Source organism: Pseudomonas sp. Sample_24 (assembly GCF_004307605.1).
Taxonomy (GTDB): domain Bacteria; phylum Pseudomonadota; class Gammaproteobacteria; order Pseudomonadales; family Pseudomonadaceae; genus Aquipseudomonas.
Genome location: NZ_RCNW01000376.1, coordinates 19,030 through 36,071, shown reverse-complemented (window position 1 = coordinate 36,071; position 17,042 = coordinate 19,030). Strand labels below are relative to the sequence as shown.

17 protein-coding genes are annotated in these 17,042 nt (G+C 58.0%); 5 read left to right on the top strand and 12 right to left on the bottom strand.

The window, feature by feature from the left end:
- Positions 1-574 precede the first annotated feature (574 nt).
- Entirely contained in the window at positions 575-2,755 is a 2,181-nt protein-coding gene (locus tag D8V06_RS21400; RefSeq protein ID WP_130931733.1) for a TonB-dependent siderophore receptor, read from the top strand.
- Positions 2,756-2,969: 214 nt separating this feature from the next.
- Positions 2,970-3,413 carry a GNAT family N-acetyltransferase gene (locus D8V06_RS21395; RefSeq protein ID WP_130906626.1) on the top strand — a complete coding sequence of 148 codons (444 nt, stop codon included), beginning with the start codon at positions 2,970-2,972 and terminating at the stop codon, positions 3,411-3,413.
- 99 nt (positions 3,414-3,512) lie between these two features.
- Here D8V06_RS21395 and D8V06_RS30450 read toward each other — a convergent pair whose 3' ends face one another.
- The gene (locus D8V06_RS30450; protein WP_177434465.1) at positions 3,513-3,659 is read right to left on the bottom strand and encodes a hypothetical protein; all 147 of its coding nucleotides are present in this window, start codon (positions 3,657-3,659) and stop codon (positions 3,513-3,515) included.
- 667 nt (positions 3,660-4,326) lie between these two features.
- On the opposite strand from D8V06_RS30450, the gene D8V06_RS21390 reads away from it, so the two are divergent.
- A complete protein-coding gene (locus tag D8V06_RS21390) occupies positions 4,327-5,157 on the top strand; it encodes a type 1 glutamine amidotransferase domain-containing protein (RefSeq protein WP_130904647.1) in 831 nt (276 codons plus the stop codon).
- Positions 5,158-5,330: 173 nt separating this feature from the next.
- On the opposite strand, the gene D8V06_RS21385 is transcribed toward D8V06_RS21390, so the two are convergent.
- From D8V06_RS21385 to D8V06_RS21355, 7 genes are read right to left on the bottom strand one after another with little or no spacing between them, the layout of a single operon-like run.
- Positions 5,331-6,698, bottom strand: a complete 1,368-nt coding sequence (locus D8V06_RS21385; RefSeq protein WP_130906627.1) for an ATP-binding protein — start codon at positions 6,696-6,698, stop codon at positions 5,331-5,333.
- Positions 6,695-7,357, bottom strand: a complete 663-nt coding sequence (locus D8V06_RS21380) for a response regulator (RefSeq protein WP_056853326.1) — start codon at positions 7,355-7,357, stop codon at positions 6,695-6,697. The genes D8V06_RS21385 and D8V06_RS21380 overlap by 4 nt, the downstream gene beginning before the upstream one ends.
- An 11-nt stretch (positions 7,358-7,368) precedes the next feature.
- On the bottom strand, positions 7,369-8,013 hold the full coding sequence (locus D8V06_RS21375; protein ID WP_130904645.1) for a tetratricopeptide repeat protein: 645 nt from the start codon (positions 8,011-8,013) through the stop codon (positions 7,369-7,371).
- Positions 8,010-8,819, bottom strand: coding sequence for an SDR family oxidoreductase (locus D8V06_RS21370; RefSeq protein WP_130904644.1), 810 nt, complete (start codon positions 8,817-8,819; stop codon positions 8,010-8,012). Before D8V06_RS21370 ends, D8V06_RS21375 begins: the two co-directional genes overlap by 4 nt.
- Positions 8,806-9,480, bottom strand: a complete 675-nt coding sequence (locus D8V06_RS21365; protein WP_130904643.1) for an iron-containing redox enzyme family protein — start codon at positions 9,478-9,480, stop codon at positions 8,806-8,808. The genes D8V06_RS21370 and D8V06_RS21365 overlap by 14 nt, the downstream gene beginning before the upstream one ends.
- Complete coding sequence (locus D8V06_RS21360) at positions 9,477-10,958, bottom strand: AMP-binding protein (RefSeq protein ID WP_130906629.1); 1,482 nt, start codon at positions 10,956-10,958, stop codon at positions 9,477-9,479. Before D8V06_RS21360 ends, D8V06_RS21365 begins: the two co-directional genes overlap by 4 nt.
- Positions 10,948-11,625, bottom strand: coding sequence for a thermostable hemolysin (locus D8V06_RS21355; RefSeq protein WP_130904641.1), 678 nt, complete (start codon positions 11,623-11,625; stop codon positions 10,948-10,950). The genes D8V06_RS21360 and D8V06_RS21355 overlap by 11 nt, the downstream gene beginning before the upstream one ends.
- 199 nt (positions 11,626-11,824) lie before the next feature.
- On the opposite strand from D8V06_RS21355, the gene D8V06_RS21350 reads away from it, so the two are divergent.
- Positions 11,825-12,367 carry a cytochrome b gene (locus D8V06_RS21350; RefSeq protein WP_056853320.1) on the top strand — a complete coding sequence of 181 codons (543 nt, stop codon included), beginning with the start codon at positions 11,825-11,827 and terminating at the stop codon, positions 12,365-12,367.
- A gap of 98 nt (positions 12,368-12,465) precedes the next feature.
- Here the strand turns inward: D8V06_RS21350 and D8V06_RS21345 are convergent, their stop codons facing one another.
- Together D8V06_RS21345 and D8V06_RS21340 are read right to left on the bottom strand one after the other, a co-directional pair.
- Entirely contained in the window at positions 12,466-13,296 is an 831-nt protein-coding gene (locus D8V06_RS21345) for an alpha/beta hydrolase (RefSeq protein WP_056853319.1), read from the bottom strand.
- A gap of 170 nt (positions 13,297-13,466) precedes the next feature.
- Positions 13,467-14,171: a TetR/AcrR family transcriptional regulator gene (locus D8V06_RS21340; RefSeq protein WP_130931732.1), complete on the bottom strand. Its 705-nt coding sequence runs from the start codon at positions 14,169-14,171 to the stop codon at positions 13,467-13,469.
- A gap of 168 nt (positions 14,172-14,339) precedes the next feature.
- Here D8V06_RS21340 and D8V06_RS21335 point away from each other — a divergent pair, with 168 nt between their 5' ends.
- Entirely contained in the window at positions 14,340-14,768 is a 429-nt protein-coding gene (locus D8V06_RS21335) for a hypothetical protein (RefSeq protein ID WP_056853317.1), read from the top strand.
- Here D8V06_RS21335 and D8V06_RS21330 read toward each other — a convergent pair.
- Together D8V06_RS21330 and D8V06_RS21325 are read right to left on the bottom strand one after the other, a co-directional pair.
- Entirely contained in the window at positions 14,735-15,706 is a 972-nt protein-coding gene (locus D8V06_RS21330; protein ID WP_241667856.1) for an AEC family transporter, read from the bottom strand. The genes D8V06_RS21335 and D8V06_RS21330 overlap by 34 nt on opposite strands.
- Before the next feature lie 87 nt (positions 15,707-15,793).
- Positions 15,794-16,804, bottom strand: a complete 1,011-nt coding sequence (locus D8V06_RS21325; protein ID WP_206663171.1) for a mandelate racemase/muconate lactonizing enzyme family protein — start codon at positions 16,802-16,804, stop codon at positions 15,794-15,796.
- Between the last annotated feature and the right edge of the window lie 238 nt (positions 16,805-17,042).

Sequence of the window (17,042 nt, the reverse complement as noted above, 5' to 3'; positions counted from 1 at the left end):
AGCTACCACTGGCCACCAGGTCACCGTCTCGCAAGGGGTTGCCCAGTACGGCAGCGTGACGCGCCAAATTCCGGGCCGCTAATGGCCCGGGGGCGAACCAGCCGAGGGCATCCGCTAACTGATGCTGTAGGAAAAAGAGGAAAAAGGGGACTGAGGAAAAAGGGGACAGATCTATTTTGAGAATAATAAATTCGTCCCCTTTTCTCTCGTCCCCTTTTCTCTGGTGAATCGTTTGCGGGATCACCATTTACAGGGGTAGGCAGACCTCGCGCTATTAAACTCGACTCCCAAGTGTCTGGCGGAGCTTGCATGCTTCGTATAACTCAGCAGTACGTAATCTGTAGGACGGTCAATAGCAGTCAACCTCTACACCCTCTAACTTGCACCCCTCACACATTTTGGGAGGCCTTCCCGGATTTTTCATGCCCGCATAGAAATCAGCAAATGTGAAAATTTTGTTAACTAACTGACTCGTAAAGCTTTCTTCAAGACACTCGATCTGACATGCTAATGCGAATAGTTCTTACACGCACTCGCATCAGATTCGTTTTGTATCACTTGGGGAAGCAGATTGATGTCGTTTCACACCATTCACCGCCGTTCGAACCTTTCTCCTAACCTGTTGGCACTGGCTATCTGCATGGCCAGTATCACCACCGTCTCAGCGGAAGAAGCGCTTCAGACAACGTCCGAAAATGCCGCCCCGTCCAGCACTCTAGAGCTCGGCGCCACCGAAATCGGTGCCACTCAACTGGGCAGCACTACGGAAGGTACCGGCTCCTACACCACTGGCCCCATGCAAACCGCGACCAAGCTGCCGCTGACCATGCGTGAGACCCCTCAGGCGGTGACCGTCATCACCCGGCAACGCATGGACGATCAGGCCATGACCAGCATCAACGATGTGGTGAAGGCCACACCAGGCCTGTTTTTGGACTTTTCCAGCGGCCCCGGCCGGCAGACCTACTCGGCGCGTGGTTTCGACATCGATAACCTCATGTATGACGGTATCCCGAGTGGCTACCAAGGTTGGACGGTCGGCGCCCAGCCGAACCTGGCGATGTTCGACCGGGTCGAAATTGTGCGCGGTGCGACCGGGCTGGTCACCGGTGCAGGAAACCCTTCGGCGGCCATCAACCTGATACGCAAGCGGCCCCTCGCCGAGCAGAAGGTCACCTTGACCGGTGCCGCCGGCAGCTGGGACGACTACCGTGGCGAGATCGACGCTTCCAGCCCGCTTAACGACAGTGGCACCTTGCGCGGGCGGGTAGTCACTTCGTACCGCGACGCCAACAGCTTCATTGATGATGTCGAGGAAGATCACGGCCTGTTCTACGCGGTCACTGAAGCAGACCTGAGTGATGACACCACCCTGGCCCTGGGTTTCTCCCACCAGAAAGACAAGACCAACTACTTCTGGGGCGCCTCGATGATCGGCCTCGACGGCCACCACCTGAACCTGCCGCGCTCGTACAACCCGGGTACCGACTGGGAGAACAAGGATCAGGAGATCAACACCATTTTCGCCGAAGTGCGTCAGCGCCTGGCCAATGACTGGAATCTTCAGGTCAACGCCAACTACTCTGAACAGAACGCGCTGTTCACCGGTTCTTACCAGTCGCGCTGGGTCAACAACACGCTGGCCCGAACCGTCTACCAGTCGGCCCACGATGAAAACCAGGCCGGCGTGGACGCCTTTGTCAGTGGCCCATTCGAAGCGTTCGGGCGGACACACGAGCTGGTGGTGGGTGCCAGCAAGCGCATCTACGACATGACCACCCACAACTACGACCCGTACGACACCAACTGGCCGATCAACGCCGGCAAGCCAAACTTTGTCCACACTGACAATAGCCGCGAAGTCACCACCCAAGACGGCGTGTACATGACCACTCGCCTAAGCCTGGCCGACCCGCTGAAGCTGATCCTTGGCGGACGTCTGGATTGGTATGATTACGACAACCGTGACGGCGATGGAGACTACAAGGTCACCCGCAACGTCACCCGTTATGCAGGCTTGATTTACGACCTGGACGACCATCATTCGGTCTACGTCAGCTACAGCGATATATTCACTCCACAGAGTTCTAAAGACACCTCCGCGACCCCCGTCAAGCCGATTGTCGGCAAGAACTACGAGGTCGGCATCAAAGGCGAATACTTCGACGGTGCGTTGAATGCAAGCCTGGCCTTGTTCCGTGTCGACCAGGAAAACCGCGCAGTGCAGGTGTTCGTGGAAAACTGCCCACAGTCTTCCTGCTATGAGGCCTCAGGCGAGATTCGCAGCCAGGGCATCGACTTTGAATTGCAAGGCGCTCTTACCGAAAATTGGCAGATCGGCGGTGGCTATACCTACGCCCGCGTGCACACCATCAAGGATGACGCCAACCCGCAGACCGTGAACCAGCGCTTTGACACCGATACCCCTGAGCACCTGTTCAAGCTGGCCACCACCTACCGCTTCCAAGGCCAGCTGGAGAAACTGCGCGTCGGCGGCAACGTCTCCTGGCAGAGCCGTATGTACAACGACATCGAGTTGCTCGATGGCAGCAGCTACCGGCTCAAGCAGGGTGCCTACGCCGTTACCGATCTGATGACCGGTTACCAGGTCAACCAGAACCTAGACCTGCAACTCAATGCCAACAATATTTTCGACCGCAAGTACTACTCCTCCATCTCCAACTCCGTTAGCTATGGTGGCGACAGCTACGGTGCCCCGCGCAATTTGATGCTGACCGCCAAGTACAGCTTCTGAGTTATCTAGGCGCCGGGATGCGCCGCGCTGCAAACAGCACAGAAAGGGACGCACGTTAAGCCTGCTCCCTTTCTGTGCGGTGGTCGTAAGTTGAACGTGATTTTTGCCGTCACTACCACTTGAAAGCGGTCGATAACCCCGAACATCACAAAGCCGGATTTCCGCGTCATATCACGCGGTAAATCCCCATGCTCAACACGCAGGAGGCGTTCAGATGACCCTCATTTTGAGGCAAGCCCACGTGACCGATCTTCCTTCGATATACCGGGGAGAGCAGGACTACATTCGGTCTTGGGAGCCCACTCACGAAGATACCTGGCGGCTACAGTTGGAGCGTCACCTCACTCGATGGGTTGAAAACTTCGATCGATTGACGGTTGCGATCATTGACGAGCAGTTTGCCGGTTACTCGTTGTGGACACCCGAACAAGATTACGCGGAGCTCTGCACCATCAACGTCAGCCAGGTCTACAGGCGGAACGGCGTTGGCCTATCGCTGCTCAACGCTTACGCGGCCACCGCTAAGCAAAATGGATTTGCTTATCTGCGTTTAAGCGTGCGACCCGATAATCCAGCCGCACTCATGTACCAGAGAGCAGGCTTCTCATGCATGGGAACCGATTCCCATGGTTACCTCCGGTATGAGCGACTGAGCTGATCAAGGCTGTGATTTGCTCAGTTGCCAGAGTAGGCGACCGTCCACTTTTACCCGTTCTCTGCCGAGTATGGTGCTGGTGAATTCCGAGGCAATCGGTGGTCAGAATGAAAAAAATGAAAAAGGGGACAGATCTATTTTTAGAATAATAAATTCGTCCCGCTCGGCGGCGTCGTTGAGCTTTTTCGAGTCGGATTCGTAGGGGGAAACTGGATCGTTTTCCGGGGGATTGGGCGTCGGTTTGATCATGATGAAACTCCTAGAGCAATGGAGCTGACACCATTCGCTGCGAAACGAAAGTTAGGTGGCAACTGTACGCGGGTTCGCAGACCAGGACTCTAGGAACCTGGCAGACCCGAGGGTCTCCCACGCACAGCCGCCATGACATGAGAGGCAGACCTGACGATCTGCTCAGGGACGGTAGACGATGTGCGCCTAGAGATTACCGGGCTGCGAAACCCGATCACTGATGTGCAGTGACGCGAATCAAGTTACCGAGCAGCCCCAAGACGCACAAGCCGGCGGATTCTGGCGTAACCGTAGGCAACGGCGCAAGGTTTTGTGGCTTTCTGGAAGAAAGCCTGAGGACGCTTAAACACAAACCCACAACGACGTTTAAAACGCCAAACAACGCGCCCGCAGGAGCGAGCCTGCTCGAGATCGAAACAATTGAAAAATGTATTGTCTACGCGTGCATATCAATGTTTTTCGCCCCCTCCTGCTGTTCATTTCATTTGCGAATAGGTTGAAGCTGCCATTACTGCGACGGCCAACACAACCCAGCACTGATTGTCGGCGCCAACGTTTCCTAAAATTGATTACTCAATGTAATAAGTGAAATTCAATTATTGGTCTCTACCATCGCCAGATCTAGCAATAAGATGGCTCCATCAAACCATCCCTGCTGGAGCATCCCGTGAAAAAAACCATTATTGCCGCCCTGCTCGCCGCTGCCACTAACTATGCCAATGCCGGCACGGTATTGGTTGTCCTGTCGGATCAGGCTCAACTGGACCTGAAAGACGGTAAGGTCATGCAGACAGGTTTCTTCCTGAACGAATTAATGCAACCGGTGCAGACTTTCATTGCCGCGGGTCAAACCGTTGTATTTGCCACCCCTAGCGGCAAGGCGCCAACGGCGGACGAGAAATCCAATGATGTGAACTTCTGGGGCGGCGATGAAAAGGCCCGTCAGGAAAGTCTCGCGCTGCTGGCCACGCTGAAGCTGACCTCGAAGAGCGACTCGCCGGCAATCAGCTTCGCGCAGGTTCAGAAAATCGGCTACGACAAGTTCGATGCCGTATTCGTGCCTGGCGGCCATGTCCCGATGCAGGATCTGCTGAAGGACAAGCAACTGGGCCAACTGCTGACCAACTTCCATGAAAAAGGCAAAGTCACCGGCTTCACCTGCCATGGCACCATAGCCATGTTGTCGGCGATCCCGGACGCGCGCGGTTTTGTCTCTGCGCTGGAATCGGGCAAGCAGCCGGCAGCGCCAGCCAACTGGATTTACAAGGGCTACAAAGTCACCGCCTTCACCGACGCGGAAGAAGAGCAGGCCAAAGGTTTCCTCGGTGGCGGTCATATGAAACTGTTCCCGCAGGATGGCCTGACGGCAGCCGGTGCGAACTTCTCCGAAGCCAAGCCATGGAGCGAGAACGTGGTCGAGGATCGCGAAGTCATTTCCGGCCAGAACCCACAGTCGGCAAAGGCAGTCGCCGTGGCCATGCTGGCGAAAATGAAGTAATCCCAGCCTGGTTGCAGGTGCTGCGGGTCAATCAGCTTTGGCTCCAGCACCGCCGTCTCTGCCGACACGCTGGAAGCTTGGGCGTCGGAAGACGACGCCCGCATTGTTCGCTCAGGCCCAAAGGCTCGCACCGCACCGGAGAGAAATCGGCCATCGGAACATGAAAGGCCGGGTCAGAAACGACAAATCTCCAATGTAGCGCGCAGTCCTGCAGGGATACGATTCTCTAATCTGATTTGCCCTCCCAAGCGTTCCGCAATCGTCTGAACGATAGCCAGCCCCAAACCTGCACCCTGGTCGTTTCCGCGACTGTAAAAACGCTCGAAAAGTCGCTCGCGATCTTCTTCGTTGATTCCCGGCCCCTCGTCTTCGACGCTGAGTTCGTAGCGATTGTCCTTTTTGCTCAGCCTCACCGTGATCACGCCATGCAGCGGGGAGAAATTCGCCGCATTGGTGACCAGGTTGTTCAAGGCAATATCAATGACAGCGGGGTCTACTCTCACAGGCTGGATGTCGGCGGTGACATCGAAAACCAGTTCGAGCTCCTTGCTCAACAACCAGGGCGTCAACTGAACAAGGCTCTCACGAACGGTGGCAACCAGATCGATCGGCGCGGGTGTTTGCGTGCCTGCCTGGGGTTCGATGCGGGCCATCGTGAGCAATTGATTGACCAGCCGACTGGTACGGTCCACGCCAGCGATGAGGTGTTCAAGTGAGGTGCGACGATCAGCTTCGCTCCCTGCCTCCAGAAGGTTCTGCGCATGGACCCTGAGCACGGCCAGTGGCGTGCGCATTTCGTGGGCGGCGTCAGCGACAAATCGTCGCTCACGCCCCAGCACTTCCTGAATCTGCGCGAGCATTCGGTTGAGCGCTGCCTGCATGGGTTCAAGCTCCGTGGGCAACGGCGTAAATTGCAAGGGCTCGAGCGAGCCAGGGTGCCTGGCCCTTAATGTCGCGGCCATGTTGACCAGCGGCTGCAAGCCCCAGCCAATGGCCAACCAGATCATTGCCGCCAGCATCAGGCTTCCCAGAATATTGGGCCACAACGTATGGCGCACAATTCGGTCGACCAAGTCCGAGCGGACGTCGTCTCTCTCCCCTACCCAGATGCGCAAACCGTTTTGCTTGTCTTCGAGCAGAAAGGCACGCCAGCGGCGATTGCTCAAGTCGACGACATCGCTGAAGCCTGGCGTCCTTGGCGGTGGGTTGAAAGACGGCGCGCTAGCGGTGTGTACCAGTACTTCGTTACTGGCGTTCCAGACTTGAAAGGCAATCTTCGTCTCGTAGGGATGGCCGTCGACCCTTGGCACCGCTTCGCTCAGGGCCTGATTGAAAGCCTGGTACAAATCAGCATGTTCTTTGCCGGTCATGGGCATGCGCATCACGCCTTGCAGCAGCCGGGCGTTCTGGGCCAGTTGTGCGTCATAGACTTCGGCGATTTCGTGGTTGCTGTCGTGCAGGTTGAGCAGGCTGATCACGGCCAGGCCGGCCAGCATCAGGCCGATGATCAGCGTCAAGGTGCGCCGCCTGATCGAAGTCATCCGCGCTCCTCCACCAGATAACCGACACCACGGATGGTGCGGATCAGGTCGGTGGAGAATTTCTTGCGCAAATGATGGATGTGAACTTCCAGCGTGTTGCTTTCGGCTTCCTCGCTCCAGCCGTACAGCAGTTGCATCAAATGGTCGCGAGTCATCACCCGCCCGGGCGGCGAAAGCAGTTCGTGCAGCAGTTGGTATTCCTTGGGCGTCAGGGCCACGGGCTCGCCCTTATAGCTGACCTGCTGAGTGCCGGGATTAAGGCTGATGCCCGCGTGCTCGATCGTCGATTGCGCGCGCCCGGCGCTTCTGCGCAAAAGCGCACGCAGGCGGGCTTTCAATTCCGCCAGGTCAAAAGGCTTGATCAGGTAATCATCGGCCCCGGCATCCAGCCCGGCGATACGGTCTTCGGTGGCATCGCGCGCGGTAAGGATCAGCACCGGCAGGTTGGAGCCACTGTCACGCAAACGCCGCAATACCTGCAGACCGTCCATGCGCGGCAGGCCGAGGTCGAGCACCACCAGATCGAAGGTTTCGCTGAGCAGCGAATGCAATGCGCTGCTGCCGTCCTGCAACCAGTCGACGGTGTAACCCTCGCGACCCAGGGATTGAGATATCCCCTCGCCGAGGGCCACGTCATCCTCTATCAGTAATAAACGCACATGGACTCCTGTCAGCCAAGTTTCTTGTTTATGTCCACCAACAGTGCTTCGATTTCCTTGCGACGCCCGGCATCGGCGGTTTCGCGTCCGGGTCTAGGCGCCGCCAGCAGTGCTTTTTGTAGCGCAGCCTTGGCTTCAACGTAACGCTTTTGACGGTAGAGGTGATCACCCCAGAAGTACAGGCTATCGATACCATTTGGGTTCATGCGCAGGGCCAGTTCGAGTAACTCCCCGGCTTTGTCCGAGTCGCCAAAACCGATGGGCCATCCCGGTACACGATCATACAGCGCGCCGAGGCTGGTGTAGGCTGAGCCCTGCAGCGCTTTGGGGTCAATCGCCAGTGCCTTTTCCAGATCGGCCTTGGCTTCCTTGACCTTGCCCAGCGCCCCCAGCCCTCCCTGGGCACCGGCCCAACTGCTGGTGACGATGCCGGACCAAATCCACGCTTCAGCAACCGATTGGCGCTCCTGAGTGAAGCGTGAGGCTTGTGCAGCGAGCTTTTCGAACGCGGCGGTTCGCTGCCCTTCCGGCACTTCGTACTGAATATGTGCCCAGCTTTGCTGGATATCGTTCAGGCGCTGCTGATCGGCAGCGTCCAGCGCCCAGGCGCCCTGGCTGAAGGCGCCAAGCAGCAGGCATGCGATGATGTATTTCATGGTTTGAGATTCTCCTGGTCTGTTTTCTGGCTCAAGCGGCGGATCAGCGGCAATTGCTTGCGCAAGCCACGGTCCACCAGGTGCGGTAGCAAACTGTTGAGGTGCACGAAAAAACGTTCCGGCCATCCCAGGTACAAGTCGCGACGGTCACCGGCAATGGCATGAATCACCGCGGTCGCCACGGTACGCGGATCGTCGACATTGGCCTTGAGCGCATCGTTCAGCGCCTGGGCTGCCGGACTGTTCATGCTGGTGCGGGTGGCTCGCGGGGCAACGTAGAGGACGCTGACCCGCGTGTCGGCCAGCTCCCGGCGCAGGGCTTCGGAAAATCCGCGCAGGGCAAACTTGCTGGCGCAATAATTGGCGTATCCGGCGTAGCCAATGGAGCCATACGTCGAACCGACGTTTACCACCATGGCGCTGTCAGCTTGCTTGAGCATCGGCAGCAGGATTTTGGTCAGACAGATCGGCGCGCTGATGTTCACCGCCAACATCGCGTTGATCTCGTTGTCATCGAGTTGTTCGAGCATGGCGAAATGATTGACGCCGGCGGCATTGATCAACAAGTTGATGCCGCCCATGCTTTCGGCTTCTGCCTGTACCTCCCGGCGCTCGGCGGCGACGGTCAGATCGGCGCCTACCCAGCACAGATTATTCGGGTAGCGTTTAAGCAACGCATCCAACGGCTCCCTATGTCGAGCCACCGCCAGCACATGGGCACCACTGGCACACAGGGCGGTAGCGATGGCCAGGCCGATGCCACCGCTGGCACCGGTCAACACGACTCGAGCTTCAGACAGGCGCATGGCGGTTCTCCCCGTCGCCCGGCAAGCCACGGAACATGTCGGCGTATAGCTTATAGACCACTTTCGATGCATGAATGACGGCGGCCTGGTCATCCGGATCATCCAGGGTGTCCATCAGTCGCCGGTAGGTCTGCATGTGCTCGATATCCAGAGAGCCGTGGGAACTGAGGTAGCTGAAGGCGCTTTCCGGCAGGTCCAGGCGTTCGCGAATGCTGCTGGCGGCGTGGGTGGCCAGGGCAATGCTGGTGCCTTCAAGCACATTGACCATGCCGAACAGTCCTACCGGGTTGTCTCGGGCAATCAGGTCGTAAAGGAAACCGACCATCAATTCGATAGGCAAGGACGGGCGGCCGTCGCGCACGGCATCCCTGTCACCGCCACAAGCCTCGATGTCATCGAGTATCCATTTTTCATGACCGTACTCATCTTCGATGTATTCGCACACCGCTTCACGCAGCCATTCCAGGCGCAATGGCAGGCGTGCACCGCAGGCCATCATCAACGGCACGGTATGGCGTACGTGGTAATAGGCCTGCGTCAGAAAGGCCCGGTAGCTTTCAAGGCTGACGTTGCCCTGCAACGCATTGCGAATGATCGGCAGGTTGAACAACGTCAAGCGTTCTTGGTGAGTGGCTTCTTGCAGGGTTTCAAAAAAACTCATGGCGCGGATTCCTCGGAAAATGCAGATTCGCTCAGTTGCGCCCGGTAACGCTCGACGATGGCGTCCCGGCGGGGTCGACCATTGGCTGTCAGCAAGCCATTGGTGGCGGTGAACGGTTGGTTAAGGCGAGTCCAGTGGTGGACCCGGGCGTAATCGGGCAAAGCCTCGTTGGCCTGGGCCACGGCGGCGGCCAGTTGTTCGTCAGTGCAGTCGGGATGATGGGGCCAGAGCAGCGCATGGTTGCGTGGCATGGCTTCGCCGTAGACGAACGCCTGGGCGATATGGCGGCGCTGGGTCAATTCGGCCTCGACCCATTCGGGGTTAACATTGCGCCCGAAACTGGTGACGAATTGATGCTTCTTGCGGCCCTTGATGTATAGAAACCCGTCGGCGTCGAACTCACCGAGATCACCGCTGGGCCACCACTGGGCGGTATTCGGTGCGTCCCCCAGATAGCCCAGCAGGGTCGCACCCTTGATCAACACTTCGCCATCGTCGGCCAGGCAAATCTGCACATGGGACAATGGCCGCCCGACACTGCCGAGACGCCGTGCTTGCGGACGATTGAGACATACCACCGACGCACATTCCGACAACCCGTAACCTTCGTAGACCGCAATGCCCACACGCTCGGCACGCCGCAGCAAGTCTTCGCAAACCCGGGCCCCTCCCACGGCGGCAAAACGCAAATGCCGGGGATCAAAGGCTTTCTGCTCGGCAGCGCTGACCAGCATTAGCAGCAGCTGTGGCACCAGGATCAGACTGTGAGGGCATCGACTGGCCAGGCATCCCAGCAGCAGCGGTACATTCACACCGCTGGCGCCTTGAATACCCAGTGACTCCTGGCTTGGCAGACTCAAGGTGGCACCCGCGTACAACGCGGCATAACAACCAATGTTTTCCAGCAAAATGGCCAACGGCAGCAGGGCCAGGTGGTGTTGCGGATCGGTAGGCTTGCTGGCTTGGTCCAATTCGCGGGTGACCCGCAGAATACTCTCGGCACTCAAGCACACACCTTTGGGGGTACCTGTCGTGCCCGATGTGAACGTCAGTTTGGCAGTGCCCTCAGGCAAATGGCTCGGGCTGTTGAAAGCGCGACACCAGAACTCGCCACTCTTCTGGTAGCCCGCTGCTTGCAGCTCCTCTTGCAATGAAGGCTCGGCGATCACCCGTTCGGCCTGGCTTTGTTCCAGGCAATGTTGCCGTTGCGCCGGGCTGAAAAACGGCGGCAAGGCCACACAGGTCAAGCCTTCAAACAAGGCGGCCAAGTCCCAGAGCATGGCGTCGATGCCATTGCCCAGTGCCAATGCAAGCACTTTGACATGCTCATCGCGCAAGCGCTGCTGGCGATGAATAACCTCTGCATACAGCGTGGCATAGTCCAGCTTTTGCTGATCGTCCCATAGCGCGGTGGTATTGGATTTTCGCTCGGCATGGTTGCGCAGGGTCAGTTTGAAGCGTTCCACTTCAGGCGACATGACAGGCCCCCTCCATGGACGTTGGCAAGCCCAAGCGGCTAAACAGACCTGTGTTGCTTAAATGAACGAACCCGGCCCGAATGTTGCCAACGTGGACCCAAGGTTTGCTTTCGTAGTAACTGCCCCAGGCGTGGCGGTCCTCGCCCAGCCGCGCAGGGTCGGCGGCACACAGCGTCACTGGCTTCAAACCCAAGCGATGGAAACTGTTTACCAGCCCCAGGTTTCCAGTAAATGCCACCCACTCAAGACCGCCCATGGCCAGCAGATAAGTCATCGCGATAATGCTCAGCCGAGCACTTCCTGTGCTGCTGGCCGCCAGATTGCCCACCTCGACGATACCCGAACGGACTATGGCCTGATCCGCGGCAGCACTGATCAGCGGATCAATCGCTTCATCCAGATAACCCTCGAGAAACAGCGGTCCGTCGCTTGCCAGACGTACACCCACCACCGCATGCAGCGCGCCGAGCGCATCGCTCATGCCAAACAATTGCGGCATGAAATGGCGAATGTCGGCACCATGGGCCTGGCGAAAACGTTGCTGGATGAAACTTTCGAAGGTGCACCGTTGCGGGTCGTCGGGCAGTGCTCTGACCAGACGCATCTGCGGCGTTTCGGCTTGGCCGAAATGCAGCGGCAACTGAACATTCCAGTTGAAATCGGACATTGAAAGACACCTCCCCCGGATCAATTTGGGAGAAGTATCAAACGCATTTCTTAACGAAGTCTGAAGGTGAAATAAGTTTGACCAAAATCGTCTTCAGATTGCCTTAAGGCTTGGCGGGCAGTGTGACAGCCGTCGGCTCGATAGCCGAACCCACGCTGTTCAAACGAGTTGACAGTTTATTACCTGCATGAGGCCAAAAATGACTGGCGATAAAACAACACAACGCTACACAAGGCTGTCGATCACTTTGCACTGGCTGATGCTGGCGCTCTTCGTCGGCGTATACGTTTGCATCGAAACCAAGGGATTGTTGCCACGGGGCAACCCTTTAAAGGGTTTGTTTCTCGGGTTGCACGGGCTGTTCGGTCTTGCCATCTTTGCCCTGGTCTGGGTCCGTCTGCTCGGGCGACTGACACCACGCCCACCCATCACGCCAGCGTTGCCCGCCTGGCAAACCGCTATTTCTCACCTGATGCATCTGGCGCTGTATGTCCTGATGATCGCCACGCCATTGCTAGCCTGGCTGATGCTGGCAGCAGGCGGCAAACCGATGCCGTATTTCGGTTTTTTCCTGCCAGCACCGGTGGCGGTCGATCCTGACCTGGCCAAGCAATTGAAGCAATGGCACGAGCTGCTCGGCAGCGCCGGTTATTGGCTGATCGGCCTGCATGCGGCGGCGGGGTTGTTTCATCATTACTACGTGGGCGACAACACATTGACCCGTATGCTGCCAAGGCGTTGATTGCCCTTGAGCCCCGGACATTCAATCAAAATCCGAACGCCTTCGATTTCAACTCCACAAGAGGCCGGGGCAGGTTTTCCACCCGCCCCGCCCTTCGCCTAGCCTTTTACGAACGCCAGCAAATCAGCATTGATTGCATCGGCGTGGGTGGTAGGCATTCCGTGCGGGTAGCCCGAGTAAATTTTCAGGGTGCTGTTCTGCAATAGTTTGGCCGACAGGAGCCCGGAGTTTTCGTAGGGCACGATCTGGTCGTCATCACCGTGCATCACCAGCACCGGTATCGTGATGCTCTTGAGATCGTCGGTAAAGTCGGTCTGGGAGAAGGCTACGATTCCGTCGTAATGCGCCTTCGCACAGCCCATCATGCCTTGGCGCCACCAGTTGCGAATGATGCCCTCGGACGGTGTTGCACCCGGGCGGTTGTAACCGTAGAAAGGTCCTGCTGGAACGTCATGGTAGAACTGCGCGCGATTGGCGGTCAGTTGCGCCTGCAAGTCATCGAAAACCGACTTCGGCAAGCCTCCAGGATTGCCTGGGGTCTGAACCATCAACGGTGGTACGGCGCCGATGATTGCGGCCTTCGACACACGGTCTTCGCCATGGCGCGCGATGTAGTGGATGACTTCGCCACCGCCGGTGGAGTGTCCTACATGGACAGCGCCTTGCACCCCAAGATGGTCGACCACGGCCGCGACATCGTCGGCATAGTGATCCATGTCGTGCCCGTCCCAAACCTGTGTGGATCGTCCGTGGCCGCGCCGGTCGTGTGCAATGACCCGGTAGCCGTTTGCCAGGAAAAACAGCATCTGCGCATCCCAGTCATCCGCACTGAGTGGCCATCCGTGGTGAAAGAACAGCACCTGGGCATCACGTGGCCCCCAGTCTTTGTAAAAGATCTCAACACCGTCCTGCGTCGTCACATAACCCATGCTCGCATCTCCTGTATGAAATGGAGGTCACGATCGGCATCGTGGCCTGTTGCATCCGCACTGCTTCGCCGCCCAATCACTTCAGGTTTGAAGTCAACTTCAAGGTCAATGGTTTTGCCAGGCGGAATATGAGCATAGGCGAACTGGCAACAATCGGCGGATTGGCGCCTTCACGTCTGCCCACGGCCTTTGACGATTGAGGATTCAGGCCTGATCGCAGGATTGGCCCTGCGCTTTTGTCGCGCTTGCTCGCCCTCCACCAGCGCCTGACGCACCAGCGCCCTCGCCGCCCAAGCGGTGCAGTCGAGTGATTCCTCGATGCTTGCACCGCTGATATCACGCACGGCAATCATCGCCTCGGTACCCATGACAATCGACAGCGCCTGCTTCAGTCGTTTGCGCGCCCGGGGTGAAAGCGTGTCCTTGAGTGAGTCGACGATCGGTTCGATGTAGCTCATCCGCCGACCCGGCCTTAACGGCTCGTGCGTCTCACTTTCCAGCCACACGGTCATGAACGAACGCTCCATCACGTGCAGGCCGATTTCGTCCTCGATCAACAGTTTGTTCAACGCGATCGCCGCAAGCCCGACGGCCTTCACCGGATCGTCTCCCGGCTGCCAGAAATGCTCCAGCGGCTTCATCTCACGATCGGCCGCGGTCTCACTGATCAGGGCCTCCATGGAAGGAAAATAGCGATAGGCCGTGGCGCGCGAGACCATTGCGCGCTCGGCCACCTGTGCGACTGTCGGGTTATGGCCCTCGTCGCGCATGGCAATGGCGGCATCGATCAGCGCTTGGCGCGTGCGATGTTTCTGGTTGGCGCGGCCTTGGGAATCGATGTCGCTGACGGACGGGCTTGACTTCGGTTTCGGCATGGAATAAATGATACTCCGTCTATTCATGAGACTAGAGTCTCATAATAGGCAGAAGGCACGGGATATGCCAACAACCCCGAGCACGGCACGACCGCTGCGCCGGGCAGAACGACTTCACATCGATATCCGGCAACTGAGCGCGCCTCAGGCGCGCATGAGGTGAGTGTCATGAATTTCAATCCCCGTTCGCGGACCTGGTTTCGGCTGGCTGCTCTCTATTTTGCCTTTGGCGTGTTGATGGGTGTGACAATGGGCGCAACCGGCGACCACTCGCTCTTCGCGGTACATGCCCATGTCAATTTGTTGGGATGGGTGTCAATGGCCCTGTTCGGGCTCATCGGTGCAATGCACCCCTCAATGACTGAAGGACGCATTGCTGCAGCGCAATTGTGGACCTACAACGTCGGCGTGCCGGTCATGCTCGGCGCATTGACCCTGCGCCTCAAGGGCTTCGCCGCAGTGGAGCCGTTGATTGCCATCGCCTCGGTGCTGATTGGCTGCAGCGTGCTGCTTTTTGTCTGGCTGGTGTTCTCGCGAGTCGGTGTATCGGCCCAACACCCAAATCAGGTTGCGGCCAGCCCACCATCAATCAGGTAGATGGCGAAAGAAAACGTCACGATCGACAGCACCGTACTGACCAGGATGGAAGTCGCGGCTTCACTCTGATAGGCGCCGGTCTGGTTGGCGAACATCGCCGGGATCGTCGCCGACGGAAGCGCGCAGAGCAGGATCATCTGTTGGGCGTAGAGCCCATGGGTGCCCAGCATCACAGTGGCAGCGAACATCAACACCGGGTGAATGAGCAGTTTGAGCCCAAGATTGCCCCAGACTTCACCCGACATCTTCAGTTTTTCGGAGGACATGATCAGTCCCAGGCACAGCAGTGACACCCCAGGCGTGGCCTTGCCGAGCAGATTGAGTGACTCCGCAGCAATTGGCGGCAGTTTGAACTGCAGCAGCGAGATCAGGATGCCAAGGGCTGGCGCCCACATCAGCGGACGGCGCACCGCTCCCGAGAGGCTCGATACGAACGCCTGGGTGCCGCTGCCTTTTCCATCGGCGATGGTGAGCAGCATGGTGGTCAGCGGGATCATTACCAGGCTCGCAACCAGGTTCAGCACGAGCACTGAATAAATGCTCCCGGCGCCGTACATCGTCGCGAGGATGGGAATGCCCATGAACGCTGCATCCGGATAACCGTTGACGAAGCCCTTGAGCGTCGCAACCTTGAGGTTGCGCGTGGTGAACCAGCCGATCGCCAGCGCTATGGTGTACATGCCCATGATGCCGATAAACGTCGCCACGACAAATTTGAAGTCGAACAGCTGTTCACGAGGCGTGCTCGCCATCCCGACAAACAGCAGCGCCGGGAATATCCAGCCCAGCACCAGCCGGCTGATCAGCAGGCTGTCCGAATGGGTAAGCCGCCCGCGCTTGCCGGCGATATAGCCGAGCGCGATCACAAAGGCGACGGGCAAAATCGGCCCTACGATTCTGTCTAACATGTGCTCAATCCTCGTATTTGTTTTTATCAAGAATGTCGTCGTGACTGATCGAGGCCGACACGGCTACAGCCGTATGGGCGTCGATCCATCGTGGCAATGACCTGGCGGTCCTTGCGATCAGGGTTTGAAGCGATAGTCGCGGATGACGTCCTGGTCCGGTTCGATTCCGAGCCCCGGCCCCTGCGGCACGTCGATGCGGCCGTTACGCGGAATAATGGCGTCGCCATAGAGTTGCGCTTCGAGATCGAAGTAACGCCATTCGACCAGTGACTTCGCACCGCCGAGAGCGGCACTGCCATGCACGGCGGCCAGCAGGCCGGGGCCGTCATAGAAGGCGTGGACCATTACCGTGACGCCGTGGGCATTGGCCAGCGCATAAACTTTTTGCAGTTCGGTGATGCCACCCATTTTTGCCGGGCTCGGCTGAATGAAGTCGACCGCGCCAGCCTCCAGCAGATGCTGGAAGTCCATCAGCGTCGAAGCATTCTCACCGGCCGCAACCGGGATGCCGCCGTGCTGACGAACCCTCGCCAGCCCCGAATAATCTTCCGGCGGCCACACCGGTTCTTCGATCCAGCGCAGGTTCAACGGGCGAAGTTTCTCGGTCATATCGAGCGCTTCGCGCACCGACCACGGGGCGTTCACGTCGAGGGTAACTTCCACACCGGGGCCTGCGGCTTCGCATGCGGCGCGGATGACATCGGCATCCACCTCATGCAATTTCAGATGACGGAAACCGCTGTTCACCGCACGCTGCACATTGATCCTGATCAGCTCAGGGTCGGCATAGCGGATCAAGCTTGCATACGCCGCCAGCGAAGTGGCCTCGCTGCCCCCCAGCAGTTGGTAAATCGGTTGACCGGCCGCTTTGCCGGCGATATCCCACAAGGCGATATCAATCGCCGACAAGCCATAAATGAACGCACCACTGCGACCGAAGACGTGAAACTTCCTCTGCAAGTCGCCCTGCAATTTCTCGCGTCGCGTGACATCCGCGCCGATCAGCTCAGGCGCGAGGATTGTGTCGATCACGATTTTCACTGCCGGTATTGCGGTGAAGCCGAAGGTTTCACCCCAGCCGACGATACCGTCATCCGTGGTGACCTTAACCACGAGGGAATCGACCATCTGAAGATCTTTCGGGCCCCATACGCCCCCGGCCGATTTGCCCCCCGTGGTAAAGGGAATTCGAAGCGGAATGGTTTCAATGCTGGCAATTTTCATAAGGCTGCGCCTCGGGCAGGTTGCAAAAGTGGCGCGGCGAGTTTCGGAGTTCGTCCGCGTCAGGGTTGAGAACAACGTATATGACGTCCTGTTGTCCCTCAACTGAACAACTATCGCTTTTTCACACGCACTCACAAATAAC

Excerpts from the sequence above, each read along its gene's own strand:
- D8V06_RS21350 (WP_056853320.1), top strand. The coding sequence starts at position 11,825 with ATGACTGGCGATAAAACAACACAACGCTACACAAGGCTGTCGATCACT.
- D8V06_RS21355 (WP_130904641.1), bottom strand. The coding sequence starts at position 11,625 with ATGTCCGATTTCAACTGGAATGTTCAGTTGCCGCTGCATTTCGGCCAA.
- D8V06_RS21325 (WP_206663171.1), bottom strand. The coding sequence starts at position 16,804 with ATGGTCGATTCCCTCGTGGTTAAGGTCACCACGGATGACGGTATCGTC.
- D8V06_RS21335 (WP_056853317.1), top strand. The coding sequence starts at position 14,340 with ATGAATTTCAATCCCCGTTCGCGGACCTGGTTTCGGCTGGCTGCTCTC.
- D8V06_RS21400 (WP_130931733.1), top strand. The coding sequence starts at position 575 with ATGTCGTTTCACACCATTCACCGCCGTTCGAACCTTTCTCCTAACCTG.
- D8V06_RS21395 (WP_130906626.1), top strand. The coding sequence starts at position 2,970 with ATGACCCTCATTTTGAGGCAAGCCCACGTGACCGATCTTCCTTCGATA.
- D8V06_RS30450 (WP_177434465.1), bottom strand. The coding sequence starts at position 3,659 with ATGATCAAACCGACGCCCAATCCCCCGGAAAACGATCCAGTTTCCCCC.
- D8V06_RS21365 (WP_130904643.1), bottom strand. The coding sequence starts at position 9,480 with ATGAGTTTTTTTGAAACCCTGCAAGAAGCCACTCACCAAGAACGCTTG.
- D8V06_RS21360 (WP_130906629.1), bottom strand. The coding sequence starts at position 10,958 with ATGTCGCCTGAAGTGGAACGCTTCAAACTGACCCTGCGCAACCATGCC.
- D8V06_RS21345 (WP_056853319.1), bottom strand. The coding sequence starts at position 13,296 with ATGGGTTATGTGACGACGCAGGACGGTGTTGAGATCTTTTACAAAGAC.
- D8V06_RS21370 (WP_130904644.1), bottom strand. The coding sequence starts at position 8,819 with ATGCGCCTGTCTGAAGCTCGAGTCGTGTTGACCGGTGCCAGCGGTGGC.
- D8V06_RS21385 (WP_130906627.1), bottom strand. The coding sequence starts at position 6,698 with ATGACTTCGATCAGGCGGCGCACCTTGACGCTGATCATCGGCCTGATG.
- D8V06_RS21340 (WP_130931732.1), bottom strand. The coding sequence starts at position 14,171 with ATGCCGAAACCGAAGTCAAGCCCGTCCGTCAGCGACATCGATTCCCAA.
- D8V06_RS21375 (WP_130904645.1), bottom strand. The coding sequence starts at position 8,013 with ATGAAATACATCATCGCATGCCTGCTGCTTGGCGCCTTCAGCCAGGGC.